Annotated in this window: 26 protein-coding genes, 3 tRNA genes, 1 other RNA gene and 3 pseudogenes; 14 read left to right on the plus strand and 19 right to left on the minus strand. The window is 61.9% G+C overall.

Translation table 11 applies throughout. The annotated features are described in order from the left end of the window. Positions 1-470: response regulator (locus RBH26_RS17780; protein WP_306759727.1), on the plus strand; the 470-nt coding region annotated here is incomplete at its 5' end. A 310-nt stretch (positions 471-780) separates the two neighbouring features. Next, positions 781-1,122 (plus strand): HalOD1 output domain-containing protein, encoded by a 342-nt coding sequence (locus tag RBH26_RS17785; RefSeq protein WP_254810910.1) that lies wholly within the window; start codon positions 781-783, stop codon positions 1,120-1,122. Between the two features lie 56 nt (positions 1,123-1,178). Here the strand turns inward: RBH26_RS17785 and RBH26_RS17790 are convergent, their stop codons facing one another. Together RBH26_RS17790 and RBH26_RS17795 are read right to left on the minus strand one after the other, a co-directional pair. Further along, positions 1,179-1,586, minus strand: coding sequence for a hypothetical protein (locus tag RBH26_RS17790; protein ID WP_306759728.1), 408 nt, complete (start codon positions 1,584-1,586; stop codon positions 1,179-1,181). Between the two features lie 67 nt (positions 1,587-1,653). Then, entirely contained in the window at positions 1,654-2,310 is a 657-nt protein-coding gene (locus tag RBH26_RS17795) for a helix-turn-helix domain-containing protein (RefSeq protein WP_306759729.1), read from the minus strand. A gap of 187 nt (positions 2,311-2,497) precedes the next feature. Here RBH26_RS17795 and RBH26_RS17800 point away from each other — a divergent pair. The 4 genes and pseudogenes from RBH26_RS17800 to RBH26_RS17815 all read left to right on the plus strand — a co-directional run bounded on the left by RBH26_RS17800 (position 2,498) and on the right by RBH26_RS17815 (position 4,551). Continuing rightward, positions 2,498-3,139, plus strand: a pseudogene (locus RBH26_RS17800) (helix-turn-helix domain-containing protein). Between the two features lie 152 nt (positions 3,140-3,291). Next, entirely contained in the window at positions 3,292-3,936 is a 645-nt protein-coding gene (locus RBH26_RS17805) for a helix-turn-helix domain-containing protein (RefSeq protein ID WP_306759730.1), read from the plus strand. Between the two features lie 82 nt (positions 3,937-4,018). Further along, positions 4,019-4,369, plus strand: coding sequence for a HalOD1 output domain-containing protein (locus RBH26_RS17810; RefSeq protein ID WP_306759731.1), 351 nt, complete (start codon positions 4,019-4,021; stop codon positions 4,367-4,369). Continuing rightward, a complete protein-coding gene (locus RBH26_RS17815; RefSeq protein WP_306759732.1) occupies positions 4,366-4,551 on the plus strand; it encodes a hypothetical protein in 186 nt (61 codons plus the stop codon). The genes RBH26_RS17810 and RBH26_RS17815 overlap by 4 nt, the downstream gene beginning before the upstream one ends. Positions 4,552-5,217: 666 nt before the next feature. Here RBH26_RS17815 and RBH26_RS17820 read toward each other — a convergent pair. The 6 genes and pseudogenes from RBH26_RS17820 to RBH26_RS17845 form a co-directional block, all read right to left on the minus strand. Beyond that, positions 5,218-5,634 (minus strand): annotated as a pseudogene (locus tag RBH26_RS17820) (PIN domain-containing protein). Positions 5,635-5,643: 9 nt separating this feature from the next. Then, positions 5,644-5,874, minus strand: a complete 231-nt coding sequence (locus RBH26_RS17825; protein ID WP_306759733.1) for a hypothetical protein — start codon at positions 5,872-5,874, stop codon at positions 5,644-5,646. A 344-nt stretch (positions 5,875-6,218) separates the two neighbouring features. Next, positions 6,219-6,293: transfer RNA gene (locus RBH26_RS17830), tRNA-Ile, on the minus strand. A 77-nt stretch (positions 6,294-6,370) separates the two neighbouring features. Next, positions 6,371-6,955 carry a molybdenum cofactor synthesis domain-containing protein gene (locus RBH26_RS17835; protein WP_306759734.1) on the minus strand — a complete coding sequence of 195 codons (585 nt, stop codon included), beginning with the start codon at positions 6,953-6,955 and terminating at the stop codon, positions 6,371-6,373. 72 nt (positions 6,956-7,027) lie between these two features. Next, positions 7,028-8,293, minus strand: coding sequence for a GTP-binding protein (locus tag RBH26_RS17840; RefSeq protein WP_306759735.1), 1,266 nt, complete (start codon positions 8,291-8,293; stop codon positions 7,028-7,030). Further along, positions 8,293-9,498 (minus strand): GTP-binding protein, encoded by a 1,206-nt coding sequence (locus RBH26_RS17845; RefSeq protein ID WP_306759736.1) that lies wholly within the window; start codon positions 9,496-9,498, stop codon positions 8,293-8,295. Before RBH26_RS17845 ends, RBH26_RS17840 begins: the two co-directional genes overlap by 1 nt. A 109-nt stretch (positions 9,499-9,607) precedes the next feature. Here RBH26_RS17845 and RBH26_RS17850 point away from each other — a divergent pair, with 109 nt between their 5' ends. Beyond that, entirely contained in the window at positions 9,608-10,030 is a 423-nt protein-coding gene (locus RBH26_RS17850) for a CopG family ribbon-helix-helix protein (RefSeq protein ID WP_306759737.1), read from the plus strand. Between the two features lie 213 nt (positions 10,031-10,243). Here the strand turns inward: RBH26_RS17850 and RBH26_RS17855 are convergent. Next, a tRNA-Asn gene (locus RBH26_RS17855) sits at positions 10,244-10,316 on the minus strand. 95 nt (positions 10,317-10,411) lie between these two features. On the opposite strand from RBH26_RS17855, the gene cca reads away from it, so the two are divergent. Next, positions 10,412-11,860 carry a CCA tRNA nucleotidyltransferase gene (gene cca, locus RBH26_RS17860; RefSeq protein WP_306759738.1) on the plus strand — a complete coding sequence of 483 codons (1,449 nt, stop codon included), beginning with the start codon at positions 10,412-10,414 and terminating at the stop codon, positions 11,858-11,860. Positions 11,861-12,112: 252 nt separating this feature from the next. On the opposite strand, the gene RBH26_RS17865 is transcribed toward cca, so the two are convergent. From RBH26_RS17865 to RBH26_RS17875, 3 genes are all read right to left on the minus strand, one after another. Beyond that, the gene (locus RBH26_RS17865; RefSeq protein WP_306759739.1) at positions 12,113-13,138 is read right to left on the minus strand and encodes a histone deacetylase; all 1,026 of its coding nucleotides are present in this window, start codon (positions 13,136-13,138) and stop codon (positions 12,113-12,115) included. A 1-nt stretch (position 13,139) separates the two neighbouring features. Next, positions 13,140-13,571 carry a histone family protein gene (locus RBH26_RS17870; protein WP_306759740.1) on the minus strand — a complete coding sequence of 144 codons (432 nt, stop codon included), beginning with the start codon at positions 13,569-13,571 and terminating at the stop codon, positions 13,140-13,142. Between the two features lie 66 nt (positions 13,572-13,637). After that, complete coding sequence (locus RBH26_RS17875) at positions 13,638-15,101, minus strand: single-stranded DNA binding protein (RefSeq protein ID WP_306759741.1); 1,464 nt, start codon at positions 15,099-15,101, stop codon at positions 13,638-13,640. Positions 15,102-15,463: 362 nt separating this feature from the next. Here RBH26_RS17875 and RBH26_RS17880 point away from each other — a divergent pair. Then, positions 15,464-15,536 (plus strand) — tRNA-Arg (locus tag RBH26_RS17880). Between the two features lie 103 nt (positions 15,537-15,639). Here the strand turns inward: RBH26_RS17880 and RBH26_RS17885 are convergent. After that, positions 15,640-16,047: pseudogene (locus tag RBH26_RS17885) on the minus strand (SDR family oxidoreductase); the annotation flags it as partial. Between the two features lie 111 nt (positions 16,048-16,158). Here RBH26_RS17885 and RBH26_RS17890 point away from each other — a divergent pair. Then, entirely contained in the window at positions 16,159-17,061 is a 903-nt protein-coding gene (locus RBH26_RS17890) for an alpha/beta hydrolase (RefSeq protein ID WP_306759743.1), read from the plus strand. Between the two features lie 66 nt (positions 17,062-17,127). On the opposite strand, the gene rnpB is transcribed toward RBH26_RS17890, so the two are convergent. Continuing rightward, positions 17,128-17,700: RNase P RNA component (rnpB, locus tag RBH26_RS17895), an RNA gene on the minus strand. A gap of 106 nt (positions 17,701-17,806) precedes the next feature. Between rnpB and RBH26_RS17900 the strand changes: the two genes are divergently transcribed. Next, the gene (locus RBH26_RS17900) at positions 17,807-18,409 is read left to right on the plus strand and encodes a TIGR00296 family protein (RefSeq protein ID WP_306759744.1); all 603 of its coding nucleotides are present in this window, start codon (positions 17,807-17,809) and stop codon (positions 18,407-18,409) included. 111 nt (positions 18,410-18,520) lie between these two features. On the opposite strand, the gene RBH26_RS17905 is transcribed toward RBH26_RS17900, so the two are convergent. Genes RBH26_RS17905 through RBH26_RS17920 form a run of 4 tightly spaced genes read right to left on the minus strand, consistent with a single transcriptional unit; the run spans position 18,521 to position 23,168 of the window. Then, positions 18,521-18,757, minus strand: coding sequence for a hypothetical protein (locus RBH26_RS17905; RefSeq protein ID WP_306759745.1), 237 nt, complete (start codon positions 18,755-18,757; stop codon positions 18,521-18,523). 28 nt (positions 18,758-18,785) lie between these two features. Next, complete coding sequence (locus RBH26_RS17910) at positions 18,786-19,946, minus strand: nicotinate phosphoribosyltransferase (RefSeq protein ID WP_306759746.1); 1,161 nt, start codon at positions 19,944-19,946, stop codon at positions 18,786-18,788. Positions 19,947-19,976: 30 nt separating this feature from the next. Further along, positions 19,977-21,443 (minus strand): Hvo_1808 family surface protein, encoded by a 1,467-nt coding sequence (locus RBH26_RS17915; RefSeq protein ID WP_306759747.1) that lies wholly within the window; start codon positions 21,441-21,443, stop codon positions 19,977-19,979. Positions 21,444-21,467: 24 nt separating this feature from the next. Further along, entirely contained in the window at positions 21,468-23,168 is a 1,701-nt protein-coding gene (locus RBH26_RS17920; RefSeq protein ID WP_306759748.1) for an Hvo_1808 family surface protein, read from the minus strand. 114 nt (positions 23,169-23,282) lie between these two features. On the opposite strand from RBH26_RS17920, the gene RBH26_RS17925 reads away from it, so the two are divergent. The 3 genes from RBH26_RS17925 (at position 23,283) to RBH26_RS17935 (ending at position 24,655) form a co-directional block, all read left to right on the plus strand. Continuing rightward, positions 23,283-23,861 (plus strand): isochorismatase family cysteine hydrolase, encoded by a 579-nt coding sequence (locus tag RBH26_RS17925; protein WP_306759749.1) that lies wholly within the window; start codon positions 23,283-23,285, stop codon positions 23,859-23,861. A 401-nt stretch (positions 23,862-24,262) separates the two neighbouring features. Beyond that, complete coding sequence (locus RBH26_RS17930) at positions 24,263-24,424, plus strand: hypothetical protein (RefSeq protein WP_306759750.1); 162 nt, start codon at positions 24,263-24,265, stop codon at positions 24,422-24,424. Between the two features lie 72 nt (positions 24,425-24,496). Further along, the gene (locus tag RBH26_RS17935; protein ID WP_306759751.1) at positions 24,497-24,655 is read left to right on the plus strand and encodes a hypothetical protein; all 159 of its coding nucleotides are present in this window, start codon (positions 24,497-24,499) and stop codon (positions 24,653-24,655) included. A 25-nt stretch (positions 24,656-24,680) separates the two neighbouring features. On the opposite strand, the gene RBH26_RS17940 is transcribed toward RBH26_RS17935, so the two are convergent. Continuing rightward, entirely contained in the window at positions 24,681-25,163 is a 483-nt protein-coding gene (locus RBH26_RS17940) for a PaaI family thioesterase (protein ID WP_306759752.1), read from the minus strand. Positions 25,164-25,251: the final 88 nt, after the last annotated feature.

Consider the following 25,251-nt stretch of genomic DNA (forward strand, 5'->3'; position numbering starts at 1 on the left):
AACCACCCATGTCCCATTCGTATCGCCGTACTTCCGACGAGCCGATCGATTTGTTCCTCGTTGAGGACAATCCTGGTGACGTTCGTCTCACACGAGAGGCCTTCAAAGCCGCAGACAGCGAAACGAGACTTCGTTCGGTCACTAATGGAGATGATGCCGTGGAACTCCTGACACGGGAAGCCACCGGCGAGTCGCTCACACCAACCGATTTCGTCCTCCTCGATCTGAATCTACCGGGGATGGACGGGTGTGAGGTGCTCGAAACGATCAGAGCCGATCCGCAACTGAACCATCTTCCGGTGATCATGCTCACGAGTTCTGAGGCGGACGAAGATATCAAACGGTGCTACGCCGCCAATGCCAACGCCTACCTGACGAAGCCGAATACACCCGACGAGTTCAGGTCACTTGTAGAGACGGTCGAACAGTTCTGGTTTGAGCGCGTGAAACTCCCACCCGTCTCTCGGTAACCCTTCCTCCACCATTACGGCTATAATGTTGCGTGAGTGCGTCTTCCAGCCATTTTCCAGCCAGTTAGTTCACGCCGTTTCCCAAGGAATTATTGGGGGGCCGGTGCTGCATTCACGCGCTGAGTCGGTCACGCCACTCCTGACAGAAGCCGGGCAGTTCGAACAATCAGTGCTGAGCTCACAGCGCGTATCTCGTGGAAGAGTGCTCCAAGAGGTGGCTCTTGAAAACGTTCGCTACCACCAGACCCGCGGATGATATTGTCAATTCATCACACGGAGCCTTGATGGCCCCTCAGTACCGATGTGAGGTATGGAGCAGGGGGAACCAACGATCTATCGTAGTTGCATGCCAGTCGTTGATGCCCAGTACAGTCCCGAAAGTGGTCGATCTCCCTCGGAAGTCATCATTGATGCTCTGGCAGAAGCAGGCGGGGTTGACCCGCTCGAACTTCCGCCGCTGTATGAATTCGTTGACGGGGACGCCCTCAACAGTCTGTTCGAGGAGCACGACGGAGCAAACAATGGTGATGCTCTCCTCAGTTTTCGAGTCGAGAACTGGAACGTGTTCATCCGTGCCGATGGCCGCATCCGAGTTTGTGATGGCACCCGACCCACCAACCCGGAACCAGTCTTCGAATCCACCCCGATCTAATTTTTGGACTTAGTGAAAATTCGGTCGAACGAAGGGGAAGTCGGTTCGGTATTCCGTCACTCGTTGGCGTCGTACGGCTTGACCAGCGTCAGGAGATCTTGTTCCAGTTCACCGCCAACAAACTGGACGAGTCTCGTCTCGGTCTCGTAGTCGATTATCCGGAGCTCCTCCAGTTTTGGGAGATGGGTATGGTGAAGGGCGATCCGGACACGTTGGCGATGTTCATCGGATGTTCGCTCAGCGTTTTCGTTTTCAACCCTATCTGCAACACGGTCTACGAGTGCATCGTGTGTCAGTGTCTTCTCCGATGCGCTAGTCAGTGAGTTGAGGATAGCCCGTCGATGTTCGTTCGCTACTGCCGACAGAAGCCTATCGGGGGAGATCGGCCTCTCTCGTTCCCCCAAGTTGGAGAGTTCGTCGATCTGCTGGAGATCACGTGCCCCTCGCTCTCGGTTCTCATCCATATTCCCATAGCGGAGCGCCAACTCCCTGGCTCTGTTCCATGGTGCACAAAGGAACCAGCCGATTCGCTTACGCCTCTGGTTCGGGGGTGAGCAGTGTATGTCTGACGAACGCACCGATGGCACGACGCAGCCGTTCGGTCACGGCTTGATCGGAAATTCCGAGTTCGTCCGCGAGCTCCTCGGTTGTGCAGCCTCGTGGAATGTCGTAGTATCCCATCCGAACAGCAAGCATGAGGGCTTCTCGTTGTGGCTCGCTCAGGCCGTACCATGGACCAGCGCCAGGATCCGTAGGATTGTACACCCGAATGAGTTCCAAGGATATGTGCGCATCCTCACAACAGGCTTGAGCCTGAGACAAGGCCTCACGGTGGGGGAATCGGAGCTCGAAATCCCATCCTTCTGCCGTTCCAGTCGCGCTCAATATCTGTCCCTCCTGGTTCAAGATGCATTGAAAGAGATAGTCCTGGCTCGCATCCCAATCCAGCCTGAACAGAGTTCGATCTCCGAACACTTCCATCTCCGTTACGCTGTTGACAGTTGGATAGCGTTCGACGGCATCGAGAAACCCGTCTCCGACCGGTTCGTAGACCCAGAAGAGCGGGACGGTGGCATCACCACTCGGGACGAGCGTTTCGAGTTCGATAGCCGACGCATCATCGAGACTGAGAATCTGCCCGAGTTCGAAGTCATCGGGCGGTATTCGGACTTCCGTTATCAGACTCATACTCGCTTATGGGTCTAGGTTGCGCTGGGCCGTACAAAAGATGGAGACATGGTGCACCATGTCCGGCCAGTGGACTACACATTCTTCTAGGTGCAGAATACACACCCCGCTCACCAGCCGTATTACTAGATTATAAAACCATGGCACACCATGTCCAGTTATCCGTCCCCGGTGTGAACGTTCTCGTATGGCAACTGAGATGGAATTCACAGTCCCAACCGAGGAGTTTCCGCTGGGAAGTATTTTCGAGAATTTACCGGGAGTGACAGTCGAGTTGGAGCGACTCATTCCACACGAAACGCTGACAATCCCGTAATTCTGGGTACGTGGCGCAGAAAATGAGAACCTCGAATCCGCATTCGAACCACACGCTGGCGTGACGGACATCCGACTGGTCGATAACATCGAAGACGAGTATCTCATGCGCGCAGAGTGGGTGCGAGAATACGACGGGCTGTTGGCTTCGCTGTCAGAGACGAACCTGACCGTTCTCTCGGGGGTGGGAACAGTTGACGGGTGGCGCTTCGAAGTACGAGGGGACACTCAAGAAGCAATCGCTGCGTTTCGGACTCACCCCCAGGAAAATAGTGTCTCAATCGATATTTCGATGGTCCACGCGTTGCTCCCGGTTCAAGGAGATAGCTTCGAGTTGACTGAAACCCAGCGAGAGGCACTGGTATTGGCCTTCGAACGTGGTTACTTCGATACGCCACGCGAGTCGTCACTCGAAGAAATCGCTGCTGAGCTCGGTATTACCCAGCAGTCGCTGTCGTCTCGACTCCGACGCGGTCATCGACGCCTCATCAGTGAGACACTCATCACTCCGTAGAACTACGTGAGTGAGTGTAGCAGTATCCAATCATTCCACTCGGGAGTCAACCCGAAAGAGACGGCTCAGACAGTACAAATGCGACATTTCGCTTTCTGAGCCATGGTACACCACCCCTTGCGATTATTCATCTGCCAGACGAAGGATTCCGCATGGCGACCGTAATGGAATTTACGAGTCCGACAGCGGAGTTTCCACTGGGAACTGTGTTCGAGAACTTGCCGGGCGTGACGGTCGAACTAGAACGACTGATTCCTCACGAAACGCTGATCATTCCGTACTTCTGGGTACGTGGTTCAGAAACAGAGGACATCGAGGCCGAATTCGAACCACACGCTGGCGTGACGGGCATCCGAGTGGTCGATAGCGTTGAAGACGAGTACCTGATGCGCGCAGAGTGGAAGCAAGAATACTTCGGCGTCCTGAGTGCGCTGGCCAAGGCTAATGTTGTCGTGCTCACTGGGATCGGAACGAGAGACGAGTGGCGATTCGAGGTGCGCGGCGAAAGTCAGGAAGCAATCGCCGAGTTTCGAGAGTACTGCCAAGAAAACGACATCCCGATAGAGATCACCGCTGTCCACGCCATGCTTCCAATTCAGGGGGAGGGCTACGAGCTGACCGAAACCCAGCGTGAGGCACTGGTATTGGCCCACGAGCGCGGCTACTTCGACACGCCACGTGAGGCGTCGCTCGAAGAGATCGCAGCCGATCTCGGCATTACCCAGCAATCGCTGTCCTCACGACTCCGCCGTGGGCATCGACGCCTCATTGGAGCGACCCTTGTTAGTTCGTCGTGATCCTTCTGGCGGTTCTTTATTTAAACCCCCTGTATAATAAGTAGGCTTGTTAAACCGATTCAGGCCGCTAGAACGGGTAGATATGAGCACGATGGTAGCCGGGGTTGGAGTAGAAGCGGTCGAGTATCAGCAGGAAACTGGGATTGTTCGTACCCAGTTTGATCAAGAGAAGACCCCCGCAAGCACGGCCGTTATCGCAACGCTGGCGGACGTTATGGACGTTGATCCGGTTGAACTGGATCCGCTACATTCTACTGTTGACCCAGAGATGCTGGATGCGCTTGTCCGCGTTCGAGACGGGATGAACGGAGATATCCACGTCACGTTCACCCACGAGGACCACATGATAACCGTGTACAGCTACGGCGTTGTCACCGTCACACCAGGGCACGAACCAGCAGCGGAAAATTACGGGAGGAACGTGGGAAGATGACGTCTGAGGAGATCCCGGTCACGTCGAAAGCGGAATTGAACGCGGAGCTAAAAGCCCTCCTTATCAGGGCCTACGAGAACGGAATCGATGTAGAAGGCGGATTCGAATGCCGGAACGGAGTTGAACATCCAGACTGGGATGTGATCGTCACCGAAGTCCAAAAGAACGACCATTCAGAGTGAGCAACTGCGAGGGTGACCGGATCAGTAGTAGGGTATAGAACCGTGAGTGACGAGTGCCGTAACAGTAACCGAGTCGAAAAAGTGCTCTCAGCGCAACAGTGGCGAGTCTTATGTGCGTTACTGAGAGATGGTTCGAGACGTGCAGATCCATTACTTCGTGACGGAGAGATACTCGACTCCGAGGAGCACCTCACGGTCTGTTACGAACTTCATCACGTCGTGCTTCCCGAATTATCGGATGAGGGGTTCGCCGAGTTCGACAGGTTCGAAGACAAGGTACGCCGAGGACCGAAATTCGACGAGGTGCGTCGGTTTCTTGAACAGACCGATGCCGATCATGACGAGTACCTGGACCTGTAATCGCTTCGCGGCTGAATGCGCGCTTTGGGGCTTGCACGACTACCTGAATATCTAGCAGAACTAGTAGAATTCTCAGCGGTCGTTACGTAACTGTGTTTATCGGTTGCTTTCGGCCTGAGCGTTGGAAATAAACTGCACTCCTGTACTGGATGCATACGCTGGATATTGCACGCTATTTTTGGCAGTAAATATATCTTCAACTTCACACCACATCGTATGCCTGTACTGACCGATTTGGGGCGCTGTATAGTGGCGATCAGTCATCTCTGCGTGTGCACGGGTAGAATTGGAGACTGATCCGCCGAGTTAGTGTGTGTCAAACGAGTTGATCACATCACTCGTCGAGTACGTCTCGACGAGGTTCTGTTCGTCGAAGTCGGAATCGTCGCTCCAGATGGCTCCGTCGCTGGCGATCGCACACGCGAGGTACAGCACGTCATCGGGGTCGGTATCTCCGATTGCTGCGTCTGCCCTCTCGATAGCTGGATAGAAGTCGTCGGCAGGAACGACCTCAATGTACTGAAACAGGGGGTCGATAAATTGTGCCACTCAGTCCGGTTCCAGTCCGGACTTCTCCACGATCAGGTCTTCGTAGTTTTCGACTTCGTCGTGGACGAACGCGGGCGTCAGGAGATCTGGTTCGAGTGTGACGATGAGTTCTCGCGTCTTCGAATCAGCGATGAGTGCAGAGATGACGACGTTAGCGTCGATGACCAGCTTCATTCGTCGCGTTTACGCCGACTCTTCTTCGACGCGCTTGCGTCCACGTTCGTTGATTCTATCGGCGATTTCCTGAACGTCGCGCTCGGTGAGTTCGCTCTCGCTGGTGAGTTCGTCCATCATTTCGAGCGTCTCGATCTTCTCCTGGATGGCCTGTCGTGTGACCTCGCTCCAGTTGATCTCCGGGTGCTTTTCCATTCGCGCTTTGAGGTCGTCGTCCACGTTGACCGTGATACTGGGCATACAGGAATCTATGGTCACACAGAATACTGTGTCTTTCGGTGCGTCCTATGTTGAATGCCATCAAGTTCATCGTACTAGATGGGACAGGAGAGTTTGAGTCGAGAGGGCTACAACGTGCCAAATTCCACTGGCTCAGAACCCTTCACATTCTGGATGCCCCCTTCAACCGAAAATGAGTGAAATGCCAATATTAGTCGCTTCAACGCCTCAAAGTCTGTTTTACGGGTGCCATGGGCCCTGACGGATTCGAACCACGACGATGGCTCGCTTCGCTCGCCGTCGTCTAGTTCGAACCGCCAGGGATCCCGTACTCGCGGCTCACGAGTTGTTCGCCGCGAGGTACATGGGCCCTGACGGATTCGAACCATCGACCACTCGGTTATGAGCCGAGCGCTCTTACCAGACTGAGCTAAGGGCCCTTCCACTCGAACGAAATCGTGCACGCTAATTAACGTTTGCTGTCGAGTTCGAACGTGGTGCCGAGCGCTCGAGTCGTCTACTCGCCGCCGTAATCGTCGAGCGTCGGATCCTCGGTGCGGTGGCGCGTCGCCAGCCCTGCGAGGTGGGGTGTCTCGGGAACGATCAGTTCTTCGCAGGCGGTTTCGCAGGCGCTCGTACTCCCGGGCAGACAGAACACCGGTGTGTCGACGGCGATACCGGCCGTCGCCCGCGAGGCCATTGCCCGTGTTCCGACCTCCTCCCACGACAGCGACCGGAACAGTTCACCGAAGCCGGGGAGTTCGCGTTCGAACAGCGACGACGTCGCCTCCGGTGACACGTCGTCGACGGTGACGCCCGTTCCGCCGGTGGTGACGACGACGTCGATATTCTGGCGCGCGACCAGTCCGCGGACGGCGGTCCGAATCGAAGAGTAGTCGTCCCGGACCAGGAGTCGCTCCTGGACTTCGTGGCCCTCGGCCTCGAAACACTCCTGGATGGTGTCGCCGCCAGGGTCGTCGGGGTCGTCCGTATCGGCCCCCGCGCGCGAACTCGAGACCGTCACGATACCGACATACAGCGGATCGATGATGTCGTGGCCGTGATCGTCGGTGCTCCGTCGATCGTCTCGATCGATTGTCATAGCCTACACTCTACGCTGGAGGGCGATAATCCCTCGCCTCACAAGAGATGTTGCCTCTGTTCGAGGCAGCAGTCAGGAACGGTCGTCGCTCGAGACCGTTACCGTCACCGTCTCACCCATCCCCGTCGGGGCGGGGTTCTCGAAGGTCGACCAGTCGGTGTCCATCTCGGCGTCGGTCAGCAGGCAGTCGTCGAGTCGCGCCTGGAGGGCGTCCATCGAGAGGTCACGGCCGATAAGCGCGAGCCGTGTCTCGCGGTCGCCCCACTCCTCGTCCCACGAGAGGTCCGGCTGGCCCTCCCGGTACTGCTGTTGGCGCTTCTCGGAGAAGCTGGCGATCCAGCGGCCGGTGACCTCGAGTGTGGTCTCCGTTCCGGCGTAACTCATCGTGATCGCCTGGCGTTCGCGGCCGGCAACCCAGCACAGACCCTTCGCACGCACGAGTCCGTCGGGCAGGTCGGCGAGCAGGGACGCGAAGCGCTCGGGATGGAACGGTCGCCGACGGTGGTAGGTGTCGACCTCGATCCCGTATCGCTCCGGGGGATGGGCGTGATCGTGATCGTGGTCGTAGGCGTGGTCGTGTTCCCCGCCATCGTGATCGTGGCCGTCCACACCGGCGTCGTCGGCTTCGATCGCTCGCTTCCAGCCAGCCGACTCGGTTGCCGCCTCGAGGTCGAACCGGTCGCTGTCGAGTATCGCATCCGGCTCGAGTGTGCCGTACTCGGTCGTATGGACCTCGGCCCGCGGCTGAAGCGTCTCGAGGACGGCGACGACGCGGTCGCGTTCGGCCTCGTCGACGAGGTCACATTTGTTGACGACCAGCAGGTCACAGAACTCGATCTGCTCGAGTAAGAGGTCCGCGAGCGGTCGGGTCCCAGTTTCGTCGGGACCCTGTTGCACTGGCGGCTCGTCAAGGTCGGTCCGGTCGTCGACGAAGCGGTCGTAGAACCGCCGTGCGTCGACGACAGTGACGACCGCATCGAGATCGTATGGACCGCTCGCCGGGCCGCGGACGAACTGGCGGGCGATCGGTTCGGGTTCGCCGACGCCGGAGGCCTCGACGACCAGATACTCGAAGTCGTGTTCCTTCCAGAGCTGGATGACCGACCTGGAGAGTTCGCCACCGAGACTACAGCAGATACAGCCGTTCTCGAGGGCGAGTACTTCCTCGCCGGTCTGGAGGTCGGTCCGTGCTTCCACGAGGTCGGCGTCGACGTTGACGGCGCCGACGTCGTTTACCAACACGGCGATCTCGCGATCGGTCGACTCGAGCAGGCCAGACAGTAGCGTCGTCTTGCCTGCGCCCAGTTCACCACAGAGGACGGTGACGGGAACGCTCATTACTCGTTTGCGAGCGCGAGTTCACGTCGGTCTTCCGGTTCGAACGGATCGGGATAGGTGTCCCAGTCGTCGTTCATCTCGGCGTCGGTCAGCAGACAGTCGTCGAGGCGGTCGATCAGCGACTCGGTATCGAACTCGCGAGCGATAAAGACGAGCCGCGTCATTCGGTCGCCCCACTCCTCGTCCCAGTCGTCTTTGAGACCCGGACGGGCAGCGAAGTACTGCTCGCGTTTCGCCTTGGGGAGCGTTGCGAGCCACTGACCCGACGGGCCGGCCCGGACCGACGTGCCGGCCTTGTCCATGCCCATCGCAACGTCCTCGCGGCCTGCACTCCAGAAAAAGCCCTTCGCGCGGACGATTTCGTCCGGCATGTCCGAGAACAGATCGGCGATGCGCTCGGGGTGGAACGGTCGATCGCGCTGGTAGACGAACGACGTGACACCGTGTTCGTCCTGTGGATCGTGGTGGTGGTCGTGCTGGAGTTCGTGTTTCCAGCCCGCAGATCCCTGGGCGCGCTCGAAGTTGAACCGTCCGGTATCGAGGATCGTACGCGGCTCGACGTCACCGAACTCCGTCCGAACGATTTCGGCGCGGGGCTGAAGCCGCTCGAGGACGGCCTCGATCTCTTCGAGTTCGTCGTCCGGAACGAGATCACACTTGTTCAACAGGAGGACGTCACAGAACTCGATCTGATCGAGGAGGACTTCCTCGGGAACGCGACCGGACTCGTCTTGAAGCTGGTGGTCCGTCAGCGCCGCTCCGGTGTCGAACGACTCCCAGATGCTGTAGGCGTCGACGACGGTGACCATCGTATCCAGTGTATAGGTGTCGGTGGGATCGAAGCCGGCGTCTTCAACACCCATCGCGAACGTCTGAGCGACCGGAATCGGCTCCGAGATCCCCGAGGATTCGACCAGCAGGTAGTCGAACTCGAGACGGTCGGCCAGTCGTCCGACTTCGTCTAACATGTCTCCGCGCAGGCGACAGCAGATACAGCCGTTCGAGAGTTCGATGAGCTCCTCGTTGCCGCCCAGCTCGGTCTGTTGGGCGACGTGTTCGGCATCGATGTTGATGTCGCCCATGTCGTTGACCACGACGGCCACCTCGAGGCCGTGGTCGGCGGTCAGCACGTGGTTGAGAACAGTCGTCTTGCCGGCGCCAAGCGGGCCGCTCAGTACGGTGACGGGAATGCGATCGTCGGTCATAGATCTATTATGAATTTGCCCTCCGCACTTGTTAATGTTAGTTATTACGTTATCCCTAACGGTATAATAATAAAGTATATTATTCTGGTCGTTGCGGTTCACAACAACGATGCCAGTCGTCAGCGTTTCGATGCCCGCCGATCTGATCGATCGACTCGACACCCACGCCGCCGAGCACGACTATACCGGCCGCAGCGAAGTCGTCCGCGAGGGTGCGCGGGCACTGCTCACGGAGTTCGACGACGAGGGACTCGAGAACAGGCCGCTGGCCGCCGTCGTTAGCGTCTTCTACGAGTTCGGGAACCAGCAAGTCGAACGGCGCGTCACGGAACTCCGTCACGACTACGATACCCACATCGTCTCGAACGACCACAGCCACGTCGACGACTACTGTATGGACCTGTTCGTTCTCGAGGGCGACCTCGAGTCGATTTCGACGGTCGTCAGCTCGTTTCGCGCGATCGAAGCCGTCGAGACCGTCGATTACTCGCTCGTCCCCCTCGACTCGATCGGACAGCTACAGACATCATAGCGAAGTCGACTACCCACTCGAGTGATACTGTCAGAGGGCAGTCAGTAACCGTCATACGGACTGCTGTCCCGATTTCCCGCCGATCGCCAGGACGGGGTCGGCGATCGGCGGTCAGTGACGACAGGAGACCGTATCAGTCGCGAATTCGCTGCTCCAGTTCCCGTCGGATTCGAAAACAGTATCGCTCCTCGAGAAGCGAAGCGTCAGTAGAAGCGCCGAAGCCAGGACTCGAACCTGGGACAACCTCGTTAACAGCGAGGTGCTCTACCATCTGAGCTACTTCGGCTCATCTCATGATAGCCGGGTGTATTTGATAGGGCTTTCGTTTTCGCTTCCCGCAGTTCGACACCCTTTCACGCACCGCTCGAGTACGATTCGCCAATGAGCGAAGAGGATGCCGACACCGTAGATCGCGACGTGGCGGACGGTCGGCCACAGGCCGACGACAGCGTCGATGGCGAACACGAAGCGAGTGACGCCGACGAGTTCGACTCGGTCGTCACAACGGTCCGTGACCGTGTCGAGCCAAGCGAGGAGGAACGAAAGCGACTCCGATCGGTCGCCGACCGGCTCGCCGAACGCGCCGAATCGGCTGCGACCGAGCTGTGTCCCGACGCCGACGTGATGCAGGTCGGCTCGTCGGCCCGGAACACCTGGATCAGCGGCGACCGTGACATCGATATCTTCGTGCGGTTTCCGCCGGAACTCGACCGCGACACGCTCGAGGAGTACGGCCTCGAGGTCGGCCATGCGACCGTTCCCGACGGCCACGAGGAGTACGCCGAACACCCCTACGTGAAGGGGACGGTCGACGGCTTCGATATCGACGTCGTCCCCTGTTTCCGCCTCGAGTCGGCGACCGAGATCCGCTCGGCCGTCGATCGAACGCCGTTTCACAACCGATATCTCCAGGCGCGACTCGACGACGACCTCGCCGCCGACGTTCGTCTCACCAAGGGGTTCCTGAAGGGGATCGGCGCCTACGGCAGCGACCTCCGGACGCGGGGATTCAGCGGCTATCTCACCGAACTGCTCGTCGTCGAGTACGGCGGCTTCCGCGAACTCCTCGAGGCCGCGGCCGACTGGCAGCCCCCGGTCGTGCTCGATCCCGAGGACCACGCACAGGAGACGTTCGACGATCCGCTGATCGTCATCGATCCTACCGACCCCGAGCGCAACGTCGCCGCCGTCTGTGCGGCAGACAACGTCGCCCGCCTCCAACACTACGCGCGTGACTTCCTCGAGAACCCACGGCCCGACGTCTTCGATCCAGACGATCCCGAGCCACTGAGTGAATCCGAACTCCGCGGCCACCTCGAGCGCCGCGGGACGACGCCGGTCGCCGTCAGGTTCGACGCGCCCGATCTCGTCGACGACCAGCTTTATCCCCAACTCAAAAAGTCACTCGACGGGATCACGAACGGACTCGACGATCGCGGCTTCGACGTCTTCCGCGCGACGGCCGTCGCCGACGAGACCGCCGTCGTCCTCGTCGAACTCGCGGTCAGCGAACGGCCCGCCGTGGAACGCCACGAAGGGCCACCGATCCACGTCCGAAACCACGCCGAAGGGTTCTACGAGGCCTACGCCGACGATACCGACGTCTACGGCCCCTTCATCGACGGCGACCGGTACGTCGCCGAGCGCCCGCGTGAGTTTACCACCGCCCGCGCATTCCTCGAAAGCGATCGCTTCTTCGACGTCGGCCTCGGGTCCCACGTCGAGACGGCACTCGAGGACGAGTACGAGGTGCTCGTCGGCGAAGAGATCGCGGTGCTGCTCGAGGAGTTCGGTGCCGAACTCGGCCGATACTTCGATCCCCGTCCGTGATCGCCTTCGAAGGAGACAGTGGTTCGGTCGCTACGGGGGCCGGACTCGGATGTCGCGCTCGCTTTCGTACTGGAGATACTGTCGGACAGAACGATTGTGAGCAGTTGCCGCTTCCGTCCGGCGAATTCTCTTCAGTGACTGCTGTCCGACAGTCTGAACAACGGTCGTGATCACCCGATCGTGCCGGGCGACTCGTCGCCGAAAGCGACGAGCAATCGCGTGCAGTCGGCCTGAACGTGACGGCCGACCGTATCAACAGCAGTCGACGTCTAGGTCGTGGGCCTCGAGGACGTCCTCGAGGGCCGACTCGGCACGATCACTGCACGTCGAGTCGGGATCGATCGGCTCGCGACCGTCGAACGTCTCGTGGACCATCGCGACGCTGTCGGCAAGCACGTCGAGTCCGTAGCCACCCTCGAGGACGAACGCGAGGGCAGCGTCGGTGTCGTCGGCGAGCGAGCGGAGCCGATCGGCCATCAACGCGTACGCCTCCGTCGTCAGCCGGACTCGCGAGATCGGATCGTGTCGGTGAGCGTCGAACCCGGCGCTGACGATGAGCAGATCCGGATCGTACTCCGTCAGCGTTGCCGTAATCGGCCCCTCGACTGCGGCGAGATACTCGCTATCGTCGGTTCCCGCGGGCATCGGAACGTTCATCGTCGTTCCCTCACCCGGACCCTCGCCGGTCTCGTCGACGGCACCGGTCCCCGGATAGAGCCCCTTTTCGTGGATCGAGACGAAGAAGACGTCCTCGCGGTCGTAGAAGATGTCCTGTGTCCCGTTGCCGTGGTGGACGTCCCAGTCGACGATCGCCACCCGATCGACGTCGTACTCATCGGTGTCGAGCGCGTGCTGGGCGGCGACCGCGACGTTGTTGACGAAGCAAAACCCCATCGCGTCGTCGTAGACCGCGTGGTGGCCCGGCGGCCGGCCGATCGAGAACGGCGTCTTTCGGCCGGTTGCCCCCTCGAGAGCAGCCTCGACGGCCCAGCAGGCGAGCCCGGCGCTGTGGCGGGTCGCATCCCAGGTCTCCTCGACGGCTGTCGTGTCGGGATCCCAGTTCCCCCCACCGTCGGCACAGAACTCCCGTACCGACTCGAGGTACGACCGCTCGTGGACGGCCGCCATCCGATCGAGGTCACAGGGGTCGGCTTCGACGTACTCGACGCCGTGTTTTCGCTTCAGTCGTTCCCGGATCGCGCGTAGCCGGTCCGGCGTCTCTGGGTGGCGCGAACCGGGATCGTGTGCGAGACAGACCTCGCTGTAGCCGAATTGCATCTCACTCGAACAACGAGAAGTACGTCTCGATATCGTCGTTAGTAATCGTCCGGCGGTCGGCGTGGCGCGCGAGGATCGCAGCCGCACGTGCAACGTTGTCCGCGTAATCCTCGAGAATGTCGGCGAGTGCCACGCGAGCGTCCATCGAGACGCGATAGCGGTCGTCGATTTCGAGTCTGGCGATGCGGTCGACGGGCGCGACAGGCAGTTCGAGGTCGTCCTTGTCGACGACCTGCTCGACGCCGAAGTCCTCCGCCATCAGCGTCTTGCGCCCGTCCGAACTCGCCTGTTCGGCAGCGTCGACAGCGAGTTCGCTCCCGTGTTCTTGAATCCGCGTTGCGAGTTCCTTCGACGCGTCGGCACTCACCCGAAGATCGCCCGCGTTCCGCCGGATGATCGTATCCACCGGGGCGAACGGGAGTTCGACGTTCATACATTGATAAGCGGAGGAAAGTCCCTTAACGCTTTTCCTAGCCGGCTGATGAGGTTGCTCGCGGCGTCAGAACACGTCGTTTGCCTCGAGGCGACCGTCGCGGACGACCCCACGAGCCGTCACTTCCTCGCCGAGACCGACGTCGACGTCGGTCGCGACGCTCATCGTCGTCTCGCCGTCGTCGAGGACGACGGGGTTGCCGGCCTGGACGACGACGCCGGTAAACTCGAGTTCCTCGCCGTCGGCCGGTTCGTCGGCTCCGGTGTCGGCCGCTGTGGCCACGGTGTCGTCAGCGCCGGCATCCGAGTCGGCCGTCGAATCGGACGCGGTTGCGGTGTCACTCGAACCGTCGTCGGAAAACGCCGACAGTCCGGCGTTGTCGGCTCCGCCTTCGTCGCCGTCGGCGCTGCCGGCACCAGCCGAATCGGACTCTAAGACCGTCACCGTCGACTGCCAGCCCGCCGAGGCCTCGAGATCGTCCTGCCAGCCGTCCTGGATTTCGACGTCGCCCAGCGCGACCTCGTCGCCCGGCCCGACGTCGATGTCGGCTTTCTCGCCCCACAGCGCAACGCGGATGTCGCCGGTCGCGTCCTGCACGCGGATGTTCCGGACCTGTCCCTCGGAGCCGTCGTCGCGGTCGAAGGTACGTTTCGGGTCCGCGGAGCGAACGACCCCCGCGATATCGACCGTCTGACCGATCTCGAGGTCCTCGATCGGCGTGCTCTCGGGGACGTATTCGACCTCCTCGTCGACCTCCTCGACGGCCCCGCGGTTACCGACGTGGAGTTCGATCGTGCCGTCGCGTTCCTTGACGTAGCCGTCGACGACCTCGACCGTGGTTCCAGGCTCGATCTCCGTCGCGAGATCAGCCTGCTCGTCCCAGAGGGTCACGCGCACGCGCCCGGTGGAATCCCCGAGGACGAGGTTCGAGACCTTCCCCTCGGAGCCGTCGTCGCGGTCGAAGGTACGGACGCTGTCGGTGTCGAGAACGAGACCGACGAGATTGACGTTCGAGAGGCCAAGCGACAGGTCCTCGACGGTGTGAGTATCGGCGGCTTCCACCGCGTCGATCTCGGTATCTTGGTCGGGTTCGACCTCGTCGACGCTGACTTCGACGCCGCTGTACCCCTCTTTTGGCCGGCCTTTGATCCGAAGGACCTGGCCTTCCTCGAGTTCCTCGATCGCTGCTTCGGCGTGTTCGTCCCAGAACGCGGCTCGGACGGAGCCGGTTTCGTCGGCGACCTCGACGTTGACGACGCGGCCGTCCTCGTCCTCGCCGTCGCGCTCGAAGGTTCGAACCTCACCGATCGAGATCACCTTGGCGACGAACTTCGCCTCCTCCATCCCTGGCTCGATGTCGGCGATTCCGCCGACCTCGCTCTCGCCGATCTCGTGAGCGACGAGCATCGCCGCCGTCTCCTCGTCTGCGAGTCCCCCCATCTGCTCGACTTTCGCCTCGACGGCCTCGCGAAACTCCTCGAGGGAGACGTCGGCCTCGAGGTCCTCGTACACGCCCTCGATGTCGCTCATTCTATGTTCGTGCATGAGCAGGTCGCGCATAAGCGTTGTTCATTCGGTGTCCCTGGCCGGCGTCGTGTCCGGCAGTACCACGGCTGCAAGCGTCGGGATATCGCGAATTCGACCGCTCGAACGAACCAGCATCGGTCGGCGCCTCGAGTGACCGCAAACGAGAGGGCATGCCTCTCCTGGCTGCACGATGGTATATAAACTCTGAGCCCGGGCAAACTCGACACCAGCGACAGAGAGGGCTATCCGACTCGAGAGTGGCCCGCTCGAAACCGACGATTCAGCCCGTTTCGTGCGTGAAATTGTCGTACGGGGCCGCCTACTTTCGAAAGGGCTTTAATGTACAGGCGGTTACGTAGAGATGAGTCCTGATAGGGTAGTGGACTATCCTCTTGGCTTGCGGAGCCAGGGACCGGAGTTCAAATCTCCGTCAGGACGCTCACTTATTTCGAGTGTGTCACCGTGTTCAGCACTCGCTTTGCGCTCGGGCAGCCATCTCATTCATTACGTCGGGCGCCGTCGGACGCTGTCAAACGCGGAGCTATTGGCTGAGATAGCCGCCCTCGACGCCGAGTGCCTCGCCAGTAACGAACGAGGCGTCGTCACTACACAGCCAGACGACGGCGTTTGCGATCTCCTCGGGTGTCCCGAGTCGATTCATCGCATGGGCGTTCTCGATCTGTTCGCGGACTGCCGGATCACTCGTGATTCCACCTTCCTCAAGCAGCGGCGTTTCGATGAATCCTGGACAGACGGCGTTGATACGGACGCCAGTTTCACCGTTCTCGAGGGCGGCCGTCTTCGTCAGACCGAGAACGCCGTGTTTCGCGGCGACGTATCCCGACGCGTTCTCGAAGCCGACCTTGCCGAGGACCGAGGAGTTGTTGACGATCACACCGCCTTCGTCCTGGGCTTGCATCTGCTCGAGTTCGAATCGCAGACAACGGTATGGTTCGCGGCGATCGGTAACGGCCGTCGAACCATATGAGCGACCGTCATGTGCCGACAGGGCCATTACGCACACGCAGTCCCGAACCCAATCAAAGCGGGGTTGACAACGATGACAACACACCAACCGGACGAAACGGGAACCGAGGCGGGGTCGAATGACGGATCGACGGACATGAGTCGGCGTCGACTGCTCCAGGCGACTGCCACCACGGCGGTCGGCGGTGCGGGCATAGCCGGCGCGACCGGAACAGCCTCGGCAACCGGCTTTACGGGCTGTGACGACTGGCTCGAGGCGCCCGCGGAGTATCCCGAGATCGATCTAACGAGCAGTAATCCGACGGCAGAAAACATCGACGATATCGAAGGCGAGTTGCTCATCTACGTCCATGGCTGGCTCGGCCTCGAAACCAACACTGACCAGGCCTACACGCTCGAGACGGCCCTCGAAGACAACGAGTACGACGAACCGGTCGTCGCGGCCGCCTGGGAGGCGGACACGCTCAACTACTGGCGTGCCGAGGACACGACCGAGACTGCAGGTCGACGACTCGCCGCGTGGCTCCGATCCGATCGCGTCGACCTCGAGGAGACGACAGTCAGGCTAGTCGGTCACTCGCTTGGCGGGCGGGTCTGTCTCGAGGCGCTTGCAGCGCTTGGCGACGAGGCGACCGTCGAGCACGTCGCGCTGGTCGGCACCGCAGCCGACGACGATTCGGTCTGTACGGACGGCGAGTACGCATACGGCATCGCCACCGGCGCCGAGAGTGTATATAACTACCACTCCGAGAACGACGATAAGGTCTGTTACGGCTACGACATCCAGTCGCTCGCGAGTGGGCTCGGCTGTGGTGGTGCAGATTGTGACGGCGGCTGGGTCACCGACGACAGCGGCTCGGTACCCGACAACTACACCGACGTCGACGTCACCGACACGGTCGACGATCACTGCGACTACGTGAAACCCGACGTGGGCTGTGTCTCACGGATCGTCGACGATTTCGAAGCGGCGTGACGGTCGTCCGGTCGGAGAACTCGGTCCGGGAGACCGTACCGAGCGTCACCACTCACGATCAAAAGCAGGTGAGAGGAGTAAGCCCCCTTCTGTTCGTCCCGGCATTCGGCTGAGCGTCCGTGCCGTCCGCGGAAACCGCGGGGCGTTCGGGCTACCACGGCACGGACTTGCACCGGTGAGGGTTCGCCGTTCCATCGATCCTCGGCCGTCTGTGTACGGTCGGTCGCGCCGGGCACGGATCGAGGGTGATCCGTACGCGCGACCCGTGGGTTCGAACCACGGTTCGACAACCACACACTGCTTGGCGGGTACACCGCCTCGCATAACGTGGGCGCTTTACGACCACGCGGTCTACGGCTGACGCCGTTTCCCTGTCGGCGACTCTCACGTGAGAGTCGCGCCCTCTGCGGGTCAACTCCCCTTCCTCTCGGTCGGGTTCGCACGCATCATCGGTCGGGCCGAGACGTGTCGTTTCTGTTCCAGAGCCAGCGGTCTCCCGCTCCGGACTTGCGTCCGGTCACCTGCCCGAACAGGTGGGGGGACTTTCCTCGCGTGCGTGGTGTATCCCAGAGGGATACACGACGTTGAACAGGTGGTCGTCGCCGACACACCCGCCGCGGCAGCCAGGCTCTCTCTCCCAGTTATTCTAGGAGCGTCGGCCGAATAAGTCCCCCGGTCGAGACGGCAAAAACCACCGCGAAGCGAATGGAAGCGTTTTAGGACAACCGTTGCCATGTCTATCTGTATGTCCCAGCGACAGGGCGTCGACCTCTCCTACGAAGACGGTGCACGCGCAGTCGAACTCGCGCGAGAAGCCGTCGAGTCTTTCGTACAACACGGACAGCGAGAACAACCGGGCAGCATGCGCGAAGCCTTCTACGAGCGAACGGGCGCGTTCACCCGCCTCGAGTCGACCCGCGGTCGGGGGAGTCTCCGAGGCTGTGCCGGAGGGTACCGATCGGACGAGCAACTCGGCCACGTGATCGTCGACACGGCGATCGAGGCCGCAAGCGAAGACTCCTGTGGCTCGGAAGTGACTCCCTCCGAGCTGTCGAATCTCACTGTCTCGGTCTGTATCGTCAGAAACGTCGTCCTGACGGACGATCCCCTCGCCGACCTCGAGGTCGGCACCCACGGCGTCGCCATCGACGGTAACGGCGAGAGTGGCTGGCTCTACCCGACGGTTCCCGTCGAGAACGGCTGGAGCGAACGTGAGTACCTCGATCGTACCTGTCGGAAGGCAGGGCTCCCGCCGACGGCCTGGCAGAACGACGACGTCGTCGTCACGCTGTTCGAAGGGCAGGTCTTCCGCGAGCGAGAGGCCGACGGCAGTGTCGAAGAAGTCTAGCTGACGTTCGTCGTAGACAGCACTCAAATTCAGTCAGCGGCGACACCGAGAACGTACACCATCGTCCCCAACGCGAGTTTCGAGATCCGAGTCTCGTCGTTTCTGGTATCGTCACTCCCGACTACGCAGTTTCAACTCGAGTAGCTCGTCGAGTGCGGCGAAAACGGCGTCGACGATCAGCCAGAGGACAGCAACGTTTCCGAGCACGAGGAGCACGATGCCGATCGGACCCGAGGCGATCGCGGCGATCCCGTTGATGATCGCGGCGAAGAGGCCGATAGCGACCAGTTTGAGAGTGAGCTGATTGACGATCGTGGCTCGAGACGGCTGTGTATCGCGCGAGGACACTATAGCGGCCCGTCCCGTGCCGGAGTGATCAATCCGTTGATTCGTCGAACTCGACTGCCTCGGCGTCGGCCAGACAGCGCTCGCTGGCCGCCTCGAGGTCGAACTCGCGGACGATCTCGCCATCTCGGACCAGCGGCTCGAGTAGCGACTCGCCCCCCTCGGGTCCGTCCCGATCGGCCAGCGCGACGTGGTGGCCGCCGTCGGGGGTTCGGTACACCTCCTTGACGCCGGAGAGTTTGCCGCGTTTCGAGACCAGTTCTCCCTCGAGTTCGACGATATCGAGGCTGAAGTCGACGGAATCGGCGCCGGTGATGTGGCTGCCGACGCCGAAGCCGTCGGCGACGTCTCGCAAGTTCCGAATCGTCGCAGGATCGAGACCGCCGCTACAGAAGACGTCGACGTCCTCGTGTCCGCGTGCGTCGAGTTCCCAGCGAACTTCGCGGACGATGTGCCTGAAGTCACCCCGGCGCGAACTCGTGGTATCGATGCGAACGCCGTCTAGGTCGTCGCCAAGTGTATCCACGGCCAGAAGTGTCTCGCTGACTTCGTCCCAGAAGGTGTCGACCAGCGCGATTCGTGGGGTGTCCTCCGGAACCGCCTCGTCGAAGGCCGTCCAGGCGTCGTCCTGATTCCCCTCGCCGAAACAGAACATGAGTGCGTGAGGCATCGTGCCGCCCGCCTCGCGGTCGAGGATGTCACCCGCGGCGACGTGGGAGAAGCCATCGAGTCCAGCAAGGAGAGCGGCGCGCTCGACCGAGGCCGTGATCGCGGGATGGACGTGGCGAGCACCGAACGAGAGGACCTGGGAGTCAGGGGCCGCCAGCCGAGCCTCGAGGGCGGCCGTCGCGAAGCCACTGGGCTGTGACAGAAAGCCAAGTAGGGACGTCTCGAGTTCGGCGAACTCGAGATAGGGGCCTTCGATGCGCATCACGGGCCCGCCGTCGAACAACTGGCCGTCGGGCAAGGCGTCGATATCGACGTCCCGCCCCTCGAACAGCGTCGCGACGTCTTCGATTCCGGTGAACACGTCGAAGGAACCGGTCGGGAACTGATCGGCGGTCACTTCGGCGACCACGTGGGGATTTCGCCCCGCGTGCTCGAGGGTCGAGCGTGTCCGCTCGAAGTACGCGTCGGTTGCCCGTCCCTCGAGAATAGCCTCCGCTGGGACGGTTCCGAACGGGTTTGACATATCGACGGTTTCCCGGGGGAAGGTAAAAAGCTACCCGTCTGCGGACGCGGTCGCTGCCGCCCGACTCGGGCCGAACGGGCGGGCTGGCGCCCCAGGCAGGGAGACCGAGAGTCCTGCGTGTAACGGGGCGTCGGTCTCGTTTGCGGGTGCGGTCGACCCGTGGATCCCCTCGAGGTCGTCGACCGTCGGTGCGCCGACGATCTCGACGGTGTCGCCGGAGACGGTCACCCGGTAGGCGCCCTCGAAGGGGTCGCCGTCGGAGATCCGGTACGTGGCCGCCGCGTCGTCGACCGACTCAGCCTCCCGGGCCTCGAGGAGGTCACGGTACGCGTCGGCAAAGCGCTCGGCATCGGCCTCGGTCTCCCAGGCGAGTTTCCAGACGTGGCCGGTCCGCTCCTCGTCGTCGGTGTCGTGGTAGGCCTGGAACGTGTCGCCGGCCCAGCCGTCGGTCGCCGGATGGGAGTAGTTGTACGGCGACAGTTCGGTCCCACCATCGGTGAGTGGCCGGTCGACGACGCCGTTTGCCCACAACGAGGCAAACAGCGTCGCCTCGCCGACGGTCTCCGTACGCACCTCGCCGTCGCGAGTGATCGGTTCCCAGTCGTCGCTCGAGCGATCCGGAACGTCGACGTCGGCCGGTCGATCGTCCGGATAGCGATCGGGATGGATCAGCTGGCTGGTGCTTTTCGGATAGTCGTCGTAGGCCGCATCGACGGCGTCCCAGCCGCCGCGTTCCCGGAGGTCGGCGACGAACGGCGGCCCCTCGGAGTACGGCGCGTAGATCGAGAGCATCAGTCCGAGGTTGAGCTCGCCGGCGCCCGAATCGGTGGTCGCCGGAAGCGCGTTCTCGGCGAGACACTGCCACTCCTCGCCACAGCGCTCGTCGTACAGGTGTGGTACGTAGTCGGCGTCGCCCTCGAGCAGTCCGAGTTCGGCGCGGCGTTCGTCGACCGTCTCGCCTCGACTGTCGATGCCGAAGTGTTGGTCCTGGAGTGCGTGGACCAGCTCGTGAACCAACGTCGAGCGGTCGATCCGGATCTCGTCGGCGTCGTCGGTGATGATGACGATCCGATCGTTCGCGTAGTAGCCCTGGACGCCGGCGCCGTAGAGATCATCCATCGCCCGGTTGACGTCCGTCTCGCCGTCGACGACGAACGCGCCACGCCAGAGTTCGTTCACGAACGGCGACGCCGGGACTGGCTCGCCGCGCTCGCTGCGGTACTCGTCTCTGGTGATCACCTCGAGTTCGACGTCGTGTTCGAACTTCAGTTCGCGAACGACCTCGATTCGGGCCATCGAGCGGTACTTGACGTCCTCGAGTTGGTCCTCGGTGAGCGTCTCCTCGTCGTCGAACTCGAAGCGGTCGTCGTGGGCGTAGTCGGCGACGTAACCGAACTCGCGATCGGTATCGAACTGATCCGGCGAACTGGGGAGCGTACACCCCGAAAGGGCGACGAGAACGACGAGCGCGAACAGCGCGAGCCGGCTCCGTTGCATCGACTCCGGGTTTCGAGTGCGTGATCAAAGAGGCGTCGTTCGGACGCGTCCAGGGTCGGAACTGCCGGCGGACGCGTCGGGACCAGTCGTGTGACCGAGCGGTGATGCGGCGTCGACCGTCGACACTCGCGTCGGTTCGGCCCGTTCGGGAACTGGTCGGGCCCGACGTCGAACGGCGATCACCGCGACGCCGAGTGTGACGACGGTTCCGGGGACGGCAAAGCCGGACAGCGAGTCACTGTCGTCGTCCGCGGCGACGTCGACTTGCTCGACGGTATCCTCGCCGTCGGGGGCGGCCCCCGATGCGATCGCGTCGAGATCGTCGACCGACGGCGCGTGGACGATCGTCATCGTCTCCCCGTCGTGCTCGAGGTAGTAGGCGCCGGGGAACTCGTCGTCGATCACGTAGGTGTCCTGGCGGTCGTCGACGGCCTCGGCGTCGTGGAGTTCGAGCAACTCGAGGTAGCCGGTGGCAAACTCCTGGGCACCCTCGGTCGATCGCCACTCGGTCTCCCAGACGTAGCCGGTCTCGTCGGCCGTCGCGTTCGTGCCGGCGTCCGCGTCGACGTAGGTGACCAGTTCGTCGCCGGCCCAGTCGTTCGTGTACGGCTGATCGTAGTCGTAGTCGGAGCTGTCGTCGGCGAGCAGCGCCTCGTCGTCGATGACCGACTCGGTCGTCGGATCGAGCGGGTCGCCGCCGAACATTCCGACCATCGCCGCCTCGCCGACTCGCTCCGTCACGACTTCGCCGTCGATCTCGAGGGGTTCCCAGGCGTCGCTCGAGCGGTCCGGGACGTCGACGGCGACCGGCTCGCGTGCCTCGTGGTGGATGATCGTCGAGGAGCTTTCTGGCGGGTCGTCGTAGGCTGCATCGACTACGTCCCAGCCGTCGCCGCTCTCGCGTAACTGATCGACGTAGGACGGGCCGTCGCTGTAGGGATGGTACAGCGTCAGATAGAGCCCCCAGTTGAGATCGGCTTGCTGCTCGCCGGGTGACTCTGGGTCGGGAAGGCAGGACCACTCCTCACCACAGCGCTCGTCGTACTCGGTGTCGACCCAAACGGCGTCGCCCTCGATGAGACCGGTCTCGGCCGTTTCCCGATCGATCGTCCCACCATCGAATCGAGTCAGATCGAAGTGTTGATCCTGCAGGGCATGGGTCAGTTCGTGGCCGAGGACGACCTCGTCGACGTCGGGCTCGTCGGGGTCGTCCGAGACGAGGACGATTCGATCGGCCGTCGGCTCGTAGTAGCCTAACACCGTCCCGCCGTACATCGACTCGAGTTCGTCGCTCGCGTCGGTCTCGCTATCGACCATAAACAGCGCCTCGTAGGCGACGTTCTGTTTGAGCTGCTGATCGTCGCTCAGCGAGACGAACACGTCGTCGTGGTCCGCCTGGAACTCCTCGCGGGAGATCACGTCGACAGGAACCTCCTCCTCGAAGGTCAACCCGCGGATCTCCTCGACGCGGGCCATCGACCGGTAGACGACCGACTCGAGGTCGTCGTCCTCGAGTGTGGCATCGTCGCCGTCGTCGACCGCGAGTTCGTCGTCGTGCCAGTAGCCCTCGACGTAGCCGACGGTGTCCTCGGTCGTCGGCTCGGCGGGCCTGTCATCCGAAAACAGCGGGGGCGCCACACCGCTGGCCGCGATCACGACCAGGACGACCGTCGCGGCCACGACGAGCGCGGCGAATATTCGCGTCCGCGTCTGTGACTGCGTCATCCGAAGGATAGCGACCCGTACGGAGGCGAGTGTGAAAAGGTCGCTGGTCGGACCGATCCGGGTCGGGGTCAGGCGCGAACGTTTTTGTCGTCGCCTCCGTAGGTTGACATAGATATGCGCCTCGAGCCAGCCACCACGGCGGTCGTGGTCGTCGACATGCAAAACGGCTTCTGCCATCCCGACGGCTCGCTGTACGCACCGGGCAGCGAGGAGGTCATCGAGCCGATCGTAGCTCTCCAGGAGCGGGCCGCCGAAGCCGGCGCGTCGATCGTCTACACTCGCGACGTCCACCCTCCGGAACAGTTCGAGGACGCCTACTACTACGACGAGTTCGACCAGTGGGGCGAACACGTCCTCGAGGGGTCGTGGGAGGCCGAAGTCGTCGACGAACTCCCCGTCGAGGACGCCGATCACGTCGTCGAGAAACACACCTACGACGCCTTCCAGAAGACCGAACTCGAGGGGTGGCTGCACGCACACGGCATCAAGGACCTGCTGTTTTGTGGAACGCTTGCGAACGTCTGCGTCCTCCACAGTGCGGGCAGCGCCGGGCTGCGGGACTTCCGCCCGATCCTGGTCGAGGACTGTATCGGCTACATCGAGGAGGATCACCACGAGTACGCACTCGAGCACGCCGACTGGCTGTTCGGTGAGGTCGCCACCAGCGACGAGTTCGCGTTCGACGACGGCTGATACTTCCGGACAACACGATGCACACACCGCTCGCACTCGAGACGCGATCGGGTGTGTAGTGACTGTTGTCCGGTAGTATGATATACTGCCGGACAGGTCCCTGGACGACCACAGACGGCTCGCGGTCGTGTCGCGGCCGACGACGGATCCGGACGATACGCGAGTCGTGACCGACACTCATACTGTTGGACAGCACGAGTCGACGATCGGTCGCGCGACTGCGGCCGTCCCGCGGGTGACGGCCCCGAGTTCGCGACCGACGGCTCACTGACTGCTGTCCGACAGTATCAAACACGAGTGTTTTCAACGGGTCCGCCCATAGAGCGGCGTATGGAACACCGTCGGCACAGGCAGTCGGATCGACTCGAGGGACCGACTGCGACGCAGTCGGGTGATTGCGAATGAACGAGCGTCGCCTGCGATCGATGTACGTTCTCGGTATCCTGCTGAACGCGGGTGCGCTCGTCTACGCGGTCATGGACGACTCACCGCTGTTTGCGGTCACGTTCGGTGTCATCATGCTCTATCTCGGACTGCGATACCGGATGGTCTCGAGTTCGTGATCGCCCTGCGATCAAGAAGACTGTCTCAGTACAGGCGAGGGTGTATCGGATTGAACGACTGACAGCCACTCGATGCTCGAGACGGTCCCCTACTACGTCGAGGCGGCGATCTACGCCTACTTCCTCCTCGTCGCGGCGATCGGGTGTCTCCTCTACGGGCGGGTGTGGGTCGCCCAGCGACGGACTCGAGAGCGATCGGCCGCGGCGACAGTCGACGAGAACTCGGGCTGAACAGACACGAATCGGTCCGACAGTATTACGGCCGAAAGATCCGATAGGCGGCCTGTCCGGTCGCTACTTCCGTGGTCTCGCCGTCCGGCGTCGTACTCTCGACGGTCACCTCACTGACGCCGACGCTCCCGCCGACCCGAACCACGTCGGCCGTCGCCGATAGGTTACCCGTCGCCGGCCGGAGGTAGTTGACGTTCAAGTTAATCGTCGCGACCCGGGCCGTAAACGCATCGTCCATCTCCGTCCGGAGCGCGAGTCCGCCGGCCGTGTCGATCAGCGTCGCGGCGATCCCGCCGTGGATATCCGCCCGCTCGTCCTCCGTAGCCCCGGGCCGCGTGTTGGTCAGTTTCTCGTCGTAGGGGATCGAGAGCGTCATCGTCCCCGCGCCGACGTCGTCGACCTGTGTGCCGATCCACGAGAGAAACTCCTGGTGGTTGTCGATGTAGTGTTGAACCATTCCTTCGAGATCGTCGAACTGCTCGAGCATCGTCTGCAGATCTTCTGCCATGAGAGGCGATCACAGGCCGACGCTCTTTACGGCTCCGTTTCCCGTCGCTCGCCCCGCAAAGCGTTTTTCACCTGCGGGTGGGCCATGG

It is taken from the genome of Natronolimnohabitans sp. A-GB9 (assembly GCF_030848565.1).
Lineage (GTDB): Archaea > Halobacteriota > Halobacteria > Halobacteriales > Natrialbaceae > Natronolimnohabitans.